The sequence below is a fragment of the Bacillus cereus group sp. N11 genome, from assembly GCF_016483605.1.
Taxonomy (GTDB): domain Bacteria; phylum Bacillota; class Bacilli; order Bacillales; family Bacillaceae_G; genus Bacillus_A; species Bacillus_A toyonensis.
Genome location: NZ_JAEHBN010000002.1, coordinates 328,070 through 343,466, shown reverse-complemented (window position 1 = coordinate 343,466; position 15,397 = coordinate 328,070). Strand labels below are relative to the sequence as shown.

Genomic DNA, 15,397 nt, shown 5'->3' with positions numbered 1-15,397 from the left:
AAGTATGGCTTAGTCTTTTTTTATGAAACCCGATTGGATCGCTTCTGTCACTTCTTTTGCAATTTCCATTTTCGTTGCTTTCTTGCAAATACATGTTTCCCATATATGTACAGAAGGCTCTTCATTAGAAAGATGCTTCAGTAATATGAGCCGTTCATACTCTAGTTTATTATCAACAGGAGTCACAATATATACAGTAAAATTCTTCGTATCAAATACCTGTTCTTTTACAACATATTCGCCTTGTAGTTCCGATTCTAAAAATTCGTTGAGGCAATCTACAACCATATAAAATAACTCCTTTCATTATTCATTCAAATTATTAATCAAACTTACGAATACTTGGGACAGATAGAGCAATTACAATTGTAAAGATTACGAATAATGCTAGCATTAATATAGTTACCTCTCCGCCTATTACATTCGCTAACCAACCAACAACTACATATCCTAATGGCAATAAAGCAAAAGAACCTAACATATCAAGGCTTGCTACTCTTCCGAAAGCTTCTTCCGGTACGAGCTCTTGTAAACTCGTTTCCCAAATGAGTCCAAATATCATCATACCGAATCCTTCAATTGCCATTAAGAATATTAAAGCAGGCGCCCAAGAAATAAAAGGCATAACTAATAGAGCGAAGCCGCTAATTAAAACACCTCCATAGGCCAGTAACCCTCTCTTGTGCCACCGCTCTTTCCCACCAAATATTAATGCGGCAATTACAGCACCGCCACCAGAAGATGCCATTCCCAGTCCGTAAACGTAAGCTTCAAAATGATGATGAATATTAAATAACCATGGAATTAATACGACGATAATGCCGGCATAACAAATATTTACGAAAGAAAAAACTAAGATTGTAATCCAAAGCCACGGATGACTTTTTAAAACTAAAACACCCTCCATAAACTCCTTTTTATAATCAACCTTACTCTTTTCAATCGATTTTATTTTTTTAAACTTAATTTCTTTTAAAAATAATAAACATAAAAATGATAATAAGTACGTTGCTGCATCTAATCCAAATCCTATCCCAGCAGATGCAACTGAAACGATTAATCCACCAAGTGCTGGTCCAATTAACCGTATGCCTTGATTACTCATTTGCGTTAATGCATTAGCTGCATTGCGAATTTCAGGTACGAATACTTTCGCCCTCACGGCAGAATATGCTGGCTGAAATATCCCTTCCATAAGTCCATATACGGCAACGAGGACATATAACAGCCTAATCGTTAACAAATCCGTAAATATAAGCGATGCAAGTAATAGCATTACTATACAGCGGATTATATCCGTAAATAACATTAATTTTACTCGATCAATTCGATCTACAACTAACCCTGCAAACGGTAAAGCAAGAATATTAGGTAGCATATACATTGCCATAGTCATCCCCATTACAACTGTTGAACCAGTTAGTGAGTAAACAACGACTGGCAAAATAACCATTGTTATAGAACTCCCTAAAGTTGAAAGCAATTGTCCAATCCACAAAAACTTAAAATGCCGTGATACTTTGACTGGCAACAGTAATTTTCCGACATATCCTAAACCTTTTTGGGTTTGTATTTCTCCCTGCATTTTCCTCACCTCTTTTCAATTAACTATAAACTCTATAATAAACATCTGAAAAATATTAATATTCTATTTTAAATTATAATATGAAACTACTATATTTATGGTAAAATTATCAAAAAAATACAAGGGAGAAAATATGGTCATGCCTTCCAATTCACCTAACATCGAGCACCAGATCTATACAATGTGTATGATCCAGCGTAACAATGAAATTTTACTTTTAAAACGTCCCAATCATCGAGGCTTTCCTGGCTATATAGCTCCTGGCGGAAAAGTAGATTTCCCAGAAAGTATCGTCCAAGCTGCTATACGAGAAGTGAAAGAAGAAACTGGACTACACGTTTCTAATTTAACTTTTAAAGGGGTAGACGAATATGTAAATCCTAAGGAGCATGTTCGATATATGGTATTCAACTATTGGACAGACTCATTTGAAGGCGAGCTTCTTATTAATCCTCCTGAGGGTGAATTAGTATGGGTGCCAATCGATACAGCACTCAATCTTCCTATGCAAGATTGGTTTAAAGAAAGATTCCCATTATTTTTTAAAAAAGGCACGTTTGAAATTCAACGTGTTTGGGACCGAGACTTAGATAAACAAGTCGCTATGACAATTACCCATACGTAAAAAAGCTTGGAATCCCTCCAAGCTTTTCTTACTTCACCTCTATTTTCTTAATCTCATAATCAATTTCTAAAAACTTAACTCCGAATATCCACATTTTATGGTGAGCAGTTAGCATGTGACCCTTTCCCTCTTTAATGATAAAAATCTCTGTTAACGGTAAACGGATTGTAAAGAAACCAGTATGTAGATAAATCCCCTCATCTCCCTTACTATTTTCTCTCAACTTACTAGTAATGATTAAATCATTGCTATCATTACATACTTTTAAAATACCTGTCATATTCGAATAAGGTAAAGGCAATGCGATATTCATATATGTCTCGTTCTTATGCGTATGTTTTGAATACAGAGCCAAAAAAATAGACTCTCCTGCTTCATTTTCCCTTAGCCAAGCCCTTACATTCTCTCTTCCATCTTTCTCATCATTTACACCTATGATAGAGCCATACATTGTTTCCCACTTATCGCCCATACCTAAATGTATTTGTCCTACTCGTTTACTCATTTTCGTATAACAAAATGCAAATGGACGGAACCAACGAGCCCATTTAATATTCGATTGTAACTCATACGCTGCTGTATTTTCATAAAAACGAATCATACTTAAAGGAACCTTCGTCACGTCAAATGACTCACTATGAAAATCATTTATTTTATCAACTAAACCGTTGTATTCCTTACTATCTACTAAATTTCCATTCTGTAAAAATGTCCCACCAATTCTCACGCTTCCTCTTAATCTACTCATTGGTTTCCCATAGTACTTATAATTTGGAGCACTCTTTTCAATCATCCAACCTACAAATGCTGGTAATGCTACTCCAATGCCATTTACCACACCGTGAATCCAAACCATTTGAGCAATTGTAATCGTCAGTACTTGTTTTAAATTTCCGTATGAATATATGAGTGAGAACATAATTGTAACCATGAGCGTACTAGACGAAATGATTAAGAGAACCTTTGCACGAATAGCATTAAATTTCGCTTTCCAAACGTAAATACCATATCCATAAATAGCACATAAATATATCACAACTGCAAAAAATTCTAATATCCTCGAATATGTAATTCCTATTGCAACTGTCATAGGTGAAATCATGATGATAAACATAATAGCATCATACACTTTACTTCTCTTTTCTCTTTTTCTCCCTATTAAACCAGCTGATAATGGCAATAAAAACGCCGAATAATGAAAATGTGCAGCTGTGAGTAAAACAATGTCAGAGCTAAAATGCATAATTGAAAGTTTTGCTACTGAAGCAAAAAACCAAAAACCACCTAAAAACAAATAAATAAACGCACTATCTATGACGGTCTCCTCTAACGGCTTCCATCCTCTTTCTAGCAATCTACTTACACCAAATAACGCAACAATTCCTGTATATACAAACCAAACTAGCGCAAATAAATAGTGATTTGTGACGAAAGCTAGCATTGCGCAAATTGCTGCGATTGGATATAAAAACGATACGAATTTATAAAATAATAAATACGATCCATTTCTTGTTCTTTTATCAATAATACAAAAAGACATCGGTATAAATAATAAAACAGATAATAATATAATTGCTTCAACAGGATTTATATTCGACCACTCACATATTAGAAAAACAACATAACAAGCAAGCCCAAATATTATATTTTTCATATCGTTTATTCCCTTTCTACAAATGTTCCCTTGTATGAAAAAAGCGAACCAATTAACGGGTTTCGTACTTGTACATGAATTCGAAAACACTTAAGTGTTTCATCATAACTTTCAACAATTTTTGCCTCACCATACAAAAATTTTGGTAACGGCATTTTTCTTCCAAACATATAAAACCATTGTTCCTTTGAAGAAATATGCATTGCCCCTAACTCATCGATATGAAAATGCAGTGTAGAAACGAGTAAATGTGGTTCGCCAAAATAATCTACAATTTCATTTTCGTTTTCATCCAATTGCATAACTGCGTTAAAATATCTTTTCTTATTATGAAAATAAAAAGTACGGTTCCACCTTACTAATTCTTGTCCATATTCATCTCGCTCAGCTATGTTTTGTATCGTAAATGGAATTTCCTCCCCTCGTTCCGAGAAAAACATTCGAAACTTCGATGCAATTTTCAATATAAATTTTACGAAAAAAGAGCCACCGTAAATTTCATCCATCTTTCCTTCCCCTGTAAAACTATTCTCTTCTGTAATCGCATAACGCTTCTGCAATTCAGGATGAAGATTTTTATAGGTATCCCCTAATAATCGTTCATACATATTAGCCATACACTTGTCCCTTTCTCGCCCTCTTGCAATTTTTCGCGCTTGGTAAATCGAAACTATTTATATAACCGACAATTGATAACCCCATTAGAAGAACATTTAATGTAATCGGATTAAACGGCCCTGTAAAGCTTGCGATATTCGTAAATCCTGCCGCTAACGTTAAAACTAGTAATACAATAATATGCAGTATAAATAATTTTCGTTTTATTATTGGCAACAGCCATACGACACCGAAAATTATTTCTAACACCCCAATTATTTTAAGTATACATACACTACTTTCATTTGAACCGATTAATAAAGAAAGCATCTTTACTTCCTCTGAATGAGTAAACAGTAGTTTTGGCACTATCCCTTGATATATCCATACAAAAGCAAATAAAAAACAAACGAGCCAATACGTCATCGTTCTTCTAATTAGCAAACTAGGATGCAAACCTTTTTCCAACCATAATTTGAGAGCATCAAAACTCCAAGCAGTCGCCCAACCTAATAATGGACGAAACATATATGAATCAATCACATTTCCTATACGACCATATCTCGTATCATAATCATATTGCGTTTCAAAATGAATACACTCTTTATGCGGTGTATACTTCCAATAACCACGCCCTATTCGTATAAGTGATAATGTATTGTCTGTCCAAAATTTCAAAGAAGAAATCCGTTCACCAGTTTCTTTTCTTATTTCACCTATCGATTCCCCTTCTCCGCCTATTTCAAGCCCAAATCCTATCTTTGTTTTATATAAAAACTTCTGTGGTTCTCCCTCTTTTTTCTCTAAATACGAAATTTCAGTAAAACGAGCATCCCACTCTGTATGTAGGTCTGGTTCTTGCGTATATTCCCATAATTTCTCTATTGTCGTTTTCATTTCTGTTGCAACATAAATAGGCCTTTTTCTTTTCATACTCCGACCTCCTATACTCTATATTTTTAATGTACATGTAATATATGTATTTTGCTACATTTTTCACAAACTTTATCTCTAAAAAGAAAGAATTTTGAAAATATATATAAAACACTTGATTCCCTGAATAATTTAAATTATTATAAAACAAATGTTACCAACAACTTCATAAATCAAACACTCTCGCCTAAAACGTGAGATAGAGGTTGCAATACTTATGAGTATTCTAATGGAGACACAGAGATGTCTATGAAATTGGATGAAAGGAAGTGTTGCCGAAATTGATAAATTTCTCTGCATTTATCAATTGGGGCTGTTTTCGAATAGAAACAGAACTGTCATATGTACAGACATGTACGTATGAAGAGCTATCTACAAAAAAGAGATATCATTTTCATGGTATTCCTTTTTTGGCGGTTTTTTTATTAGCTCCGTTTTCTGTTTCCCTTTTCCTGTAACAGCACCATCCTCACTTATTTGAGATGGTGTTTTTTGTTTTTCTCTCTGGTAACTACAGGAATATTGGGATTTATATATGTCCTAATCTATTCTTAAAAATGGACGAAAGAAGGAATTCGTAATGGAAACGATTGTACAAAAATTTGGTGGTACTTCTGTCGGAAGTGTTGAGCGCATTCAACATGTGGCAAATTTAATTATTGAAGAATATGAACGAGGACATAGTATCGTCTCTGTCGTTTCAGCAATGGGGAAAAGCACAGATGAACTTGTAGCACTTGCTAACGCTATTGCGGAAAATCCAAGCAAACGTGAAATGGATATGCTTCTATCTACAGGAGAACAAGTAACTATTTCATTATTAACAATGGTACTACAAGCAAAAGGTTATAACGCAATTTCATTAACAGGATGGCAAGCTGGTATTACGACAGAATCTGTACACAGTAGTGCACGGATTACTGACATTAACGTTGAGCGTATTCAGTCTTATCTTACTGAAGGCACGATTGTTATCGTAGCTGGTTTCCAAGGAATCAGTGAAAAAAATGAAATTACAACGCTTGGACGTGGTGGCTCTGATACGACAGCTGTTGCATTAGCAGCGGCACTAAAAGCGAAAAAATGTGATATTTATACGGATGTAACAGGCGTATACACGACGGATCCACGAGTTGTAAAGACAGCTTACAAATTAGATGAAATTTCTTATGATGAAATGTTAGAACTGGCAAACCTCGGCGCCGGCGTATTACATCCACGTGCTGTTGAATTTGCCAAAAATCATCATGTCGTTTTAGAAGTTCGCTCAAGTATGGAACAAGAAAACGGAACAATTGTAAAAGGAGAATGTAACATGGAACAACAATCAATCGTTAAAGGTATTGCTTTTGAAGATAATATTACTCGTGTAACAATTAAAGGATTAGAGCAAGGTTCACTTTCAACAATTTTCTCTACGTTAGCTAACGCACATATTAATGTAGATATTATTATTCAAAGTATTACAAATGAAGGAAGTGTTCATCTTTCCTTCTCTATCCATTCTAATGACTTACAAGAAACACTAGAAGTATTGGAACAGAATCAAGAAGATCTTCACTATGAGTCTGTAGAACATGAAAATCATTTAGCAAAAGTATCAATTGTAGGATCTGGTATGGTATCTAATCCAGGTGTTGCTGCGAATATGTTCACTACTTTAAAAGAAGAAGATATTCATATTAAAATGGTAAGTACATCTGAAATTAAAGTGTCTGTCGTTATTGACCGCCTTCATTTAGTAACAGGTGTGGAAGCACTTCATCAATCATTTATGGCGAAAATTGAGCCTTTAGTGCAAATGAGCTAATTTAATATTTTTATTGCAACTTACAAAAACATATTAATCTATTTCTTTCCTATATAAATAAAAAGCTGTTTGCATAGATTTCAAGACTCTACGCAAACAGCTTTTTAATATATTATCGATATCCAAAAATCATTATAAAAAAATAAAATTATTCTTTAAACTCTTTCCTAGGAAATATAGTTGACTCTTCTTACTTCTTATCACACATATCGTTTCTCTCTTTCCCTTGAAAAAATGATCTATATTCATTGAAAATAATTTTCTTCACATCCGAGTAAAAGACCATCATGAATAGTGCAATTCCTAATACAACCACCTGTATTTTTTCATACTCAATGAACGCACTCATAATGAGCAAACCACATCCAATATAAAAACCAAACTCATTCTCTTTCTCAAAATCCGCCTCTTCTTCATCAATATGTATTTTCTCTTTAAAGCTTTGATTCCCTTTTATTAACTCATCTAGCGTAACGTTGTACATTTCGCTCAGTAAAATTAAATTATCAATGTCAGGGTAACTTTTATCATTTTCCCACTTATAAACCGCTTGCCTCGTCACACCAATTTTTTTAGCAACATCCTCTTGCGAAAACTCCTTTGATTCTCGTAGTTTTTTTAGCTGTTCTCCTATACTCATAACGCCCCCTCCTTTAACAAATTATTACATAAAAGGAGATAAAAAAGAAAGAAACTATTAGTAATACGCACTGTAAACCACTAGTTTACACAATAAAAAAAGGGAGAGTAACTCTATTTTCAAGCTACTCTCCCTCTCACTTATATTAATTAAAACAGATGAATGTTTTCTTTCTTACAAGCTTCACGTAAATCGTCAGGCCATACAGAAGATTGAACTTCACCGATATGTGCTTTGCGTAAAAAGTACATGCACATTCTTGATTGTCCAATACCACCACCAATTGTTAATGGTAGTACATCTTCTAAAATACCTTTATGGAAATCATACTCACGTTTGAAATCATCACCCGTTTTTGTTAACTGTTCATCAAGTGATTTACTATCAACACGAATTCCCATTGATGATAATTCGAATGAAGCTTGTAATACTGGGTGCCAGAATAAAATGTCACCGTTTAATTTCCAATCATCATAATCGGCTGCGCGTCCGTCATGCTTTTCACCTGAACGAAGTGCATCACCAATTCCGATAATGAAGACTGCACCGTGTTCTTTTGCAATTGCATGTTCACGGTCTTTCGGCGTTAATTCTGGATATTTATCTTCTAGCTCTTGGGAAGTAATGAAAACAACTTCTTCTGGTAAATACTTTCCAAGGAACGGATATTTTTCAAATAAGTGATCTTCCAAATCTTTGAATATTCCATAAATTGTTCGTACTGTTTCTTGTAAGTAATCTACAGTGCGCCATTCTTTTTGAACGATTTTTTCCCAATCCCATTGGTCGACGTAAATGGAATGTGTTGCATCAAGTTCTTCATCACGACGAATCGCGTTCATGTTTGTATATAAACCTTCACCAGCTTCATATCCATATTCATGTAGTGCAAATCGTTTCCACTTTGCTAGTGAATGAACAATTTCTAATTCTTCTCCTGAATGTAACATATCAAATTCAATTGGACGTTCTACACCGTTTAGATGATCGTTTAATCCTGATTTTTTTGTTACGAATAATGGTGCAGATACGCGGAATAGTTCAAGACGTTTTGCTAATTGGTCTTCGAAAAATGTTTTAACTTCCTTAATTGCGATTTGAGTCTCTCTTACTGTCATTAATGATTGATACATGGTGGTTTCCCCCTAAAATGTTTGGATGTTGTGAAAAGAAGCCAACAAAAAAAGCCCTTCTTCCCCAAAAAACTGGGACGAAAGGCTTTGGTTCCGCGGTACCACCCAAATTAGCAACAGAGGTTGCTCACTTATACAGTACGGAGATGAAGATCTCGATACTGTTCTTCTTGTAACGGCGAAGTGCCCGGCTAAGTCTACTTTCCTATAAAGGGTTTCGGTTAGCAACTCCAGGAGGTTCTTCATAATAGGCTTCGTATCAGGCTCACACCACCCCTGACTCGCTTAGACTACGTCCTACTACTACTCGTCCTTTCATAGTCGTTTTGTTGTCACATCTCTGAAACATTTTATTAATGATTATTCTATACAAAAAATAAAGAAAGTCAACAAAAAGTTTTAAAATATTTTTCAATTCTATATTTTACGGCTTTATTGATTGTTGTTAATTTAACATCTTTACTTCTTCTGCCTCGTCAATCCAAAAAATGTTTCACTAACCGAAACTAACGTATACACAACAATTAGTGTAATCGTTCGAAATATAGAATCCGCAGTATTTCTTATTATTTTCATTTTCTTTGTAATTCCTTTCAGTTTACTTGCAATTTCATGATATACTATAGCATTCAAGCAGTTTGTTTTTACTTAAAGCAAACATAGTCATTTATCAAGAGTATTTTCTAATTCATTGACTATTATCAAACAAGATTTTTATATAACGGAGTGATCATATGAGCAAAACGAAAGCGAAACCGAAAAAAGGTGTAGGACAAGGTACAGGAAGTAAAGGATGGAACCGTTGGCAATCAAGTGCAAAGAAAAAGAAAGCAGCAAAGCCATACAAAAGTAAAGGCACAAAGAAATAATTTAAATACCATTTGATTTCTTTACTTTGTTCAAAACAAAATATAATTATTAAAACAAAAAAACTATGCTCTCATAAATTTGAAAGCATAGCTTTTTTTATTTTAAATCATAAGAATTTCTCGAATTTCTTCCTCAGTTATGGAGGATAATTTCCCTTCTCCTGGCTCAATTACTTCAGCAATTAAATTTTTCTTCGTTTCTTGTAGTTCATGCATTTTCTCTTCAATTGTTCCGTGGGCTACTAACTTAATAACTTGCACCGTATTTTTTTGTCCCATTCTATATGCTCTATCTGCTGCTTGTTGTTCAACAGCTGGATTCCACCATAAATCATATAATATCACTGTATCTGCACCAGTTAAGTTAAGACCCGTACCACCAGCTTTTAAAGAAATAAGAAACAAATCGCCTTCACCTTCGTTAAACCGATTGCATAGCTCTACACGTTCCTGCGCTGGTGTACTCCCGTCTAAATAAAAGTATGGAATCGCTTGACGATTTAACTCACGACCAATAATGGAAAGCATCTTCGTAAATTGAGAAAAGATCAAAATTCTCTTCCCAGTACTTCTACATTCTTCTAAAATCTCTAACAGTTGTTCAAATTTAGCTGAACTGCCTTTGTAATCATCAACGAATAAAGCAGGATGATTACAAATTTGTCGTAATCTCGTTAAACCAGCTAAAATTCTAATTTTATTTTTACGTAACGTATCTTTGTCTAAATGTTTTAACGTTTCTTCCCTTAATTTCGCTAAATAAGCTGCATACAATCTCTTTTGGTCTGGTAATAACTCCGATGACTGTAAATGCTCTATTTTATCTGGCAACTCATTTAATACGTCCTCTTTTAATCGTCTTAATACGAATGGTTTCACTCGCTTCGCTATATCCTCACGCCTTAAATCACCGAACTCTTTTCTTCCTGGTAATAATTCTGGGAAGACGACATGGAAGATAGACCATAGCTCTTCTAACGAATTTTCTACAGGTGTTCCTGTTAATCCGAAACGATACTCCGCTTGAATCGTTTTCACCGCTTTTGCAGTTTGCGTTGTAGGGTTTTTAAACGCTTGTGCTTCATCAAGAAATAGTGTATGAAACGGCCTTTCATACAACCTTATATCTCTTCTCAGCAATGGATATGACGTAATTATGACATCAAATTCTGCTATATCTTTTAAAATTTTTCGGCGCTCTATTTGATTTCCATCTGCAATAACTGCTCTAATATGCGGGGCGAATTTTTTCAATTCACTCAGCCAATTATAAACGAGGGACGACGGAGAGACTACTAATATAGGCATGTTTTTCTCTCGAATTTCAGGCAAAACAGAGTCTATAAAAGCAATGCTTTGCAGTGTTTTCCCGAGTCCCATATCGTCTGCTAAAATGCCTCCAAAACGGTAATAGGCGAGTGTTTTCATCCACTCGAATCCATACACTTGATACTCTCGCATTTCTGCATGTAAAGTATTTGGCACAGCAAATTTCAATTTTTTCGGGTTTTGAATATTTTCTACTAGCTCTTGAACAGAATCATCCAAACTTAAAACATTACCTTCGTGAAGTCCGTTCATCCATTTTACACTCCGGATAAGCGGAACATTCACTTCTTCCCCATGTAAAAATTCTTTCCGAATACCCGTTTCTTTTACAAATTGATTAATTTCATTAAACTCTTTACTCTCCAGTGATAATAAAGAACCGTTCGCTAATCGGTAATATTTCCGTTTCTCTTCAAGAGCTACTAATACTCCTTTAATTTCCGCCTCCGGTATTCCTTTTATATCAAAACGAAATGACAACCAGTCTATCCTCTCTTTTCGTCTAACTCTAATAAGAGGAGCTGTATCTCCTTTATGAATTCGTAATTTGATTGCTGTCGTCGCATAAATATCAAGTAAACCTTTTAATGTTGGAACGACGTGATATAAAAAATTGTACTCAGCTTCTTCATTATGCATAAAGTAACCGCCTTCCGTTTTCGCAAAGGCACTTTCACTCATAATATCTAAAATCTCTTTTTCCTTTTTCTCATCACGATTAAAAACAGACGTCTGTCCATCCTCTTCTAACGGATTAATTATGACGTTTCCATAGTGAAATTCAAGACCTGCTAACAAGCGATTTTTCACTCTATCTAAATATAATTTCGCTTTTAATACGGGTGTTTCAACACGATCTGATACTACCTCATCTATTCGTACAGTTCCTAGCTTCATTAAACCTGGTACAACTTTCGCTACAAAATATTCCATCTTATCTGCCGGAATGTATAATTGGTTACTACTAGAGCGATTCATCATTTTTTGTAATTCGATAAGCCGCTTGCAATCCTCAGCGTTCAACTGATACAGTTTCCCTCCAAATAGAGCATAACTATACGTATCCATTACCTCAACTCGTTGTAAGCCATCAATATAAAGCGTAAACCCACTGTTACTCCCTTTATTAAACTCAAAATGTAATGGAAGGAGTCCTTTTGAAATTTGTAAACCATGAAAAGATTGTCCATTTTGCTTCAGTCTCACACACTCAACTTTAGAAAGTAAAGAAAGCATATCCCCCCAAGACGCTGGCGGTATTAAAATCATGCTATCATCTTGTTTTGCATGTACTTCTAGCGTATCCTCATACATTTTTTCATTATGATGAATTTTAATAAGTTGCTGAATAATCGCATCTGTATCTTGTTTAAAGCTATGTACATCTGGTGTATATGTAAACTCATTGGAACAATTAAAAAGTTCTCTTCTCTCCACCTTAAAAAGAAATTCTCTAATCTGATTTACGAAATACGTTTTGGCAAGTTTCAGCTGCATTCCTAGAAGCGCTCCACCTTGTTTCGTAACTACTGGTGTACAAATAAATTCAACATGAAGTATTTCACGTGTATCAAAACGATGTTGTTTACTTTTCGGTCTCAGTGGCTTGTCTGCAAACAACTGAAACATCCCACTTGTTAATTGATCATTTCCGCTCATGTGTTCACTACTAGCTGGGCGCATTCCACCCGTTTGCTGATTATAATTTATTTGTATCAATACTGCTGCAACATGTTGACAGTACGTTTGAAAAGACGCTAATGAAGGACAACTACATTTCGCAACAACATCACCCTTTTTAATTTTTTCGACTGTAACATGAAAATCTTCGTTTCCTTTTACTGTTGCCTCGCAAATTTCTTTATTTTCATCATAATGATTTATTATTACTTTATTTGATTTATAATAAGCTTCGCCTCTTTTATATGAGGTCTCTCCGCACACTTCTTTAATAATCGATTTATTTAATGTAAAACTCATTGCTTTGACACTTCCTTACTGTAAAACAATTTTCTCTTACTTAACATTTTACATGCTTCACGAGAAAATATAAAATGTTGGTTTAACAAAAAAGATACTTATTTATAAACGCCTCAGACTGTAAGCAAATAGAGTTTCAGTACTTGTCCCTAAACTCTTAAAACCGCCTATTATACAGGCGATTCTGAAAGATTCCAGCATAGTATTTAAATATTTTCTACATTTTTCATGTAAAAGTTTTACCGGCCATCGCATCAACAATTTAAAAGATATGATTTTATGAAGAAGAGTGATAAAGGTTTTTCACACACACACCGTAGAGATGGATGTGCATATTTTGATGCAGGGGGCTTACTGTCTATAATAAGAGGATAAAGTAGATAATTTACATATTTTCATGCGTGCCCTTATATAAGACTGTTATTGCGGCTAGTATAAGGATGATCCCCATACAAGCAGGTGCGGCATGCCCAAGTGAAACATAAATTTGACCTCCAATAATCGGCCCAATCATTCTTGCTAAAGCTTGAATAGATTGACTACCTCCTTGAATCCTTCCTTGTTCACTAGAATCGACAGACTTCGAGAGCATCCCATTGAATGAAGGTCCAAAGATGGAATCACCAAAACCAAATATAAACATTCCAGCGATAAGAAACGGATAAAATGAGAACAAAGCTGATGCTGCAATAAGACTATAACCTATAATCTCCGAAACCATTCCGAGAATTGCTATCTGTTTATCAGTAAGTTTTGTCAAAAGTTTTGGCATTATAAAACTTTGTGAAATGATATCTTGGAATCCCATAATTGAAAACATAAGTCCGATTAACGCAGGCTTCCAACTAAAAGTATCCATTGTAAATTGTGAAAAAATTGCCTGTAAAGATCCATTTGGTATCCAAAGTAAGAATGCTGAGACAAGTAGCCATTTTAAATTTTTCATGGAAAGTATATTTGCAAGTTGTGTAAATGGATTCAATCTTACAAAGGTAATCTCTTTCAATCTATTATTTTTGTCAAGGCTCTCAGGCATATATAAGATTCCATAAACAACATTTAATAAAGTTATGATTGCTCCAAAATACATAGGTACAGAATAACCAAACTTGGCAAGATATCCACCTATAGTTGGTCCAATAACAGTGCCTACTCCTACAACCGCACTTATCCATCCGAAGTATTTCGTTCTTTGTTCTGGAGGAATAATATCTGCAAAATATGCGAAGATAGTGCTTATGCTCCCTCCTGTTATACCTTCTATTATGCGTCCAGCAAATAGTATCCATAGAGCTCCTCCTATGCCAAAAACTAAGTACCCGATTGCGGAACCGAAAAGGCATACTAAAAGTAATGGACGACGACCATATTTATCACTCAAAGCTCCAAGTGCGGGAGCCGCAAAAAATACGCAGACTGCATAAACAGAAGTTAATAGCGTAACGACGACCGCTTGTTCTGCCGAATTACTTGTATACGGCTGCACTAAAAATGGAACGACAGGTATTATAATGCTGAATCCTATTCCACAAAGAAACACAGAGATAAGACCGAATAGTAAGGCGTGTTTATCTATGACTCTTTCCGTATTATGTTCATTATGTGATCTGAATTTGGACATTTACATTCTCACCCCAACAGTTATTTTTGTTTCCTTATCAACAAAACAATAACTCCATTTTGTTTCCCTGTCAACAAAATTACAACAATAAAAAAGCAATCCATCCTTGGACTGCCTTTCGTTTCATTTTTATTTTTTAAATAGATTACGACTTAATATGTACACCTTGTTTCTTTATTTCTGTATCTAAATGTCTACTATACTTTTCCACAAAGCTAAGTATACTATCAAATTCTTCCTCGGTTACTTGATCAAACACAACTTTATCCCGTTCTTCAAACTCTTTGTGCAGATCCTCATGTATTTTATAAATTACTTTCCCTTGTTCAGTAAGCCTAAAATAGATTTCTTTCTTATTATCCGACTTCTGATAACTTTCGATAAGGCCTTTTTTTATAAGTTTTTTTGTTATTCTACTTATGGCACCGCGAGTCATATAAAAGGACTCCGCAAGTTTTGTCACGTTAGAATCTACATTTTTTTCAATGTATTCGATACAATGTACTTCAGAAGAATTATACCCCTTAAGACTGTCTTCCATCTTATCCTTATTAAGCCAAACAATCTTATTATATAAGTCCCTGAAACCCACTATGATCTTTTCTTCTTTATTCATGCCCT

Annotated in this window: 13 protein-coding genes, 1 riboswitch and 1 other annotated feature; of the genes, 3 read left to right on the top strand and 10 right to left on the bottom strand. The window is 34.7% G+C overall.

Translation table 11 applies throughout. The annotated features are described in order from the left end of the window. Positions 1-9: 9 nt before the first annotated feature. Complete coding sequence (locus JDS98_RS05590) at positions 10-288, bottom strand: hypothetical protein (protein WP_000259572.1); 279 nt, start codon at positions 286-288, stop codon at positions 10-12. Between the two features lie 34 nt (positions 289-322). Next, positions 323-1,585 carry an MFS transporter gene (locus JDS98_RS05585; RefSeq protein ID WP_097958988.1) on the bottom strand — a complete coding sequence of 421 codons (1,263 nt, stop codon included), beginning with the start codon at positions 1,583-1,585 and terminating at the stop codon, positions 323-325. 139 nt (positions 1,586-1,724) lie between these two features. Between JDS98_RS05585 and JDS98_RS05580 the strand changes: the two genes are divergently transcribed. Continuing rightward, the gene (locus tag JDS98_RS05580; protein WP_097954141.1) at positions 1,725-2,210 is read left to right on the top strand and encodes an 8-oxo-dGTP diphosphatase; all 486 of its coding nucleotides are present in this window, start codon (positions 1,725-1,727) and stop codon (positions 2,208-2,210) included. Positions 2,211-2,238: 28 nt separating this feature from the next. Here JDS98_RS05580 and JDS98_RS05575 read toward each other — a convergent pair whose 3' ends face one another. Genes JDS98_RS05575 through JDS98_RS05565 form a run of 3 tightly spaced genes read right to left on the bottom strand, consistent with a single transcriptional unit; the run spans position 2,239 to position 5,394 of the window. Beyond that, on the bottom strand, positions 2,239-3,864 hold the full coding sequence (locus JDS98_RS05575) for a YndJ family protein (RefSeq protein WP_098711711.1): 1,626 nt from the start codon (positions 3,862-3,864) through the stop codon (positions 2,239-2,241). Positions 3,865-3,869: 5 nt separating this feature from the next. Next, complete coding sequence (locus JDS98_RS05570) at positions 3,870-4,481, bottom strand: DUF4166 domain-containing protein (RefSeq protein ID WP_000002649.1); 612 nt, start codon at positions 4,479-4,481, stop codon at positions 3,870-3,872. Beyond that, positions 4,474-5,394, bottom strand: coding sequence for a DoxX-like family protein (locus JDS98_RS05565; protein ID WP_000824131.1), 921 nt, complete (start codon positions 5,392-5,394; stop codon positions 4,474-4,476). The genes JDS98_RS05570 and JDS98_RS05565 overlap by 8 nt, the downstream gene beginning before the upstream one ends. Positions 5,395-5,586: 192 nt before the next feature. Beyond that, positions 5,587-5,773: riboswitch (Lysine riboswitch) on the top strand. 201 nt (positions 5,774-5,974) lie between these two features. On the opposite strand from JDS98_RS05565, the gene JDS98_RS05560 reads away from it, so the two are divergent. Beyond that, positions 5,975-7,204: an aspartate kinase gene (locus JDS98_RS05560; protein ID WP_098911490.1), complete on the top strand. Its 1,230-nt coding sequence runs from the start codon at positions 5,975-5,977 to the stop codon at positions 7,202-7,204. 190 nt (positions 7,205-7,394) lie between these two features. Here JDS98_RS05560 and JDS98_RS05555 read toward each other — a convergent pair whose 3' ends face one another. Both JDS98_RS05555 and asnA read right to left on the bottom strand, forming a co-directional pair. Next, entirely contained in the window at positions 7,395-7,844 is a 450-nt protein-coding gene (locus tag JDS98_RS05555; protein ID WP_000021945.1) for a helix-turn-helix domain-containing protein, read from the bottom strand. A gap of 149 nt (positions 7,845-7,993) precedes the next feature. Then, on the bottom strand, positions 7,994-8,977 hold the full coding sequence (gene asnA / locus JDS98_RS05550) for an aspartate--ammonia ligase (protein ID WP_000284901.1): 984 nt from the start codon (positions 8,975-8,977) through the stop codon (positions 7,994-7,996). Between the two features lie 70 nt (positions 8,978-9,047). Then, positions 9,048-9,305, bottom strand: a binding site (T-box leader). Positions 9,306-9,711: 406 nt separating this feature from the next. Between asnA and JDS98_RS05545 the strand changes: the two genes are divergently transcribed. Next, on the top strand, positions 9,712-9,846 hold the full coding sequence (locus tag JDS98_RS05545) for a DUF3934 domain-containing protein (RefSeq protein WP_000047591.1): 135 nt from the start codon (positions 9,712-9,714) through the stop codon (positions 9,844-9,846). A gap of 102 nt (positions 9,847-9,948) precedes the next feature. On the opposite strand, the gene JDS98_RS05540 is transcribed toward JDS98_RS05545, so the two are convergent. From JDS98_RS05540 to JDS98_RS05530, 3 genes are all read right to left on the bottom strand, one after another. Continuing rightward, positions 9,949-13,155: a DEAD/DEAH box helicase gene (locus JDS98_RS05540; protein WP_199633628.1), complete on the bottom strand. Its 3,207-nt coding sequence runs from the start codon at positions 13,153-13,155 to the stop codon at positions 9,949-9,951. A gap of 385 nt (positions 13,156-13,540) precedes the next feature. Continuing rightward, on the bottom strand, positions 13,541-14,776 hold the full coding sequence (locus tag JDS98_RS05535) for an MFS transporter (RefSeq protein WP_098711708.1): 1,236 nt from the start codon (positions 14,774-14,776) through the stop codon (positions 13,541-13,543). A gap of 145 nt (positions 14,777-14,921) precedes the next feature. Further along, a complete protein-coding gene (locus JDS98_RS05530) occupies positions 14,922-15,392 on the bottom strand; it encodes a MarR family transcriptional regulator (protein ID WP_001030884.1) in 471 nt (156 codons plus the stop codon). Between the last annotated feature and the right edge of the window lie 5 nt (positions 15,393-15,397).

Bases quoted from the DNA above. Each gene is read 5' to 3' on its own strand.
- JDS98_RS05575 (WP_098711711.1), bottom strand. From the start codon at position 3,864: ATGAAAAATATAATATTTGGGCTTGCTTGTTATGTTGTTTTTCTAATA.
- JDS98_RS05540 (WP_199633628.1), bottom strand. From the start codon at position 13,155: ATGAGTTTTACATTAAATAAATCGATTATTAAAGAAGTGTGCGGAGAG.
- JDS98_RS05565 (WP_000824131.1), bottom strand. From the start codon at position 5,394: ATGAAAAGAAAAAGGCCTATTTATGTTGCAACAGAAATGAAAACGACA.
- JDS98_RS05590 (WP_000259572.1), bottom strand. From the start codon at position 288: ATGGTTGTAGATTGCCTCAACGAATTTTTAGAATCGGAACTACAAGGC.
- JDS98_RS05530 (WP_001030884.1), bottom strand. From the start codon at position 15,392: ATGAATAAAGAAGAAAAGATCATAGTGGGTTTCAGGGACTTATATAAT.
- JDS98_RS05585 (WP_097958988.1), bottom strand. From the start codon at position 1,585: ATGCAGGGAGAAATACAAACCCAAAAAGGTTTAGGATATGTCGGAAAA.
- JDS98_RS05555 (WP_000021945.1), bottom strand. From the start codon at position 7,844: ATGAGTATAGGAGAACAGCTAAAAAAACTACGAGAATCAAAGGAGTTT.
- JDS98_RS05535 (WP_098711708.1), bottom strand. From the start codon at position 14,776: ATGTCCAAATTCAGATCACATAATGAACATAATACGGAAAGAGTCATA.
- JDS98_RS05580 (WP_097954141.1), top strand. From the start codon at position 1,725: ATGCCTTCCAATTCACCTAACATCGAGCACCAGATCTATACAATGTGT.
- JDS98_RS05570 (WP_000002649.1), bottom strand. From the start codon at position 4,481: ATGGCTAATATGTATGAACGATTATTAGGGGATACCTATAAAAATCTT.
- JDS98_RS05545 (WP_000047591.1), top strand. From the start codon at position 9,712: ATGAGCAAAACGAAAGCGAAACCGAAAAAAGGTGTAGGACAAGGTACA.
- JDS98_RS05560 (WP_098911490.1), top strand. From the start codon at position 5,975: ATGGAAACGATTGTACAAAAATTTGGTGGTACTTCTGTCGGAAGTGTT.
- asnA (WP_000284901.1), bottom strand. From the start codon at position 8,977: ATGTATCAATCATTAATGACAGTAAGAGAGACTCAAATCGCAATTAAG.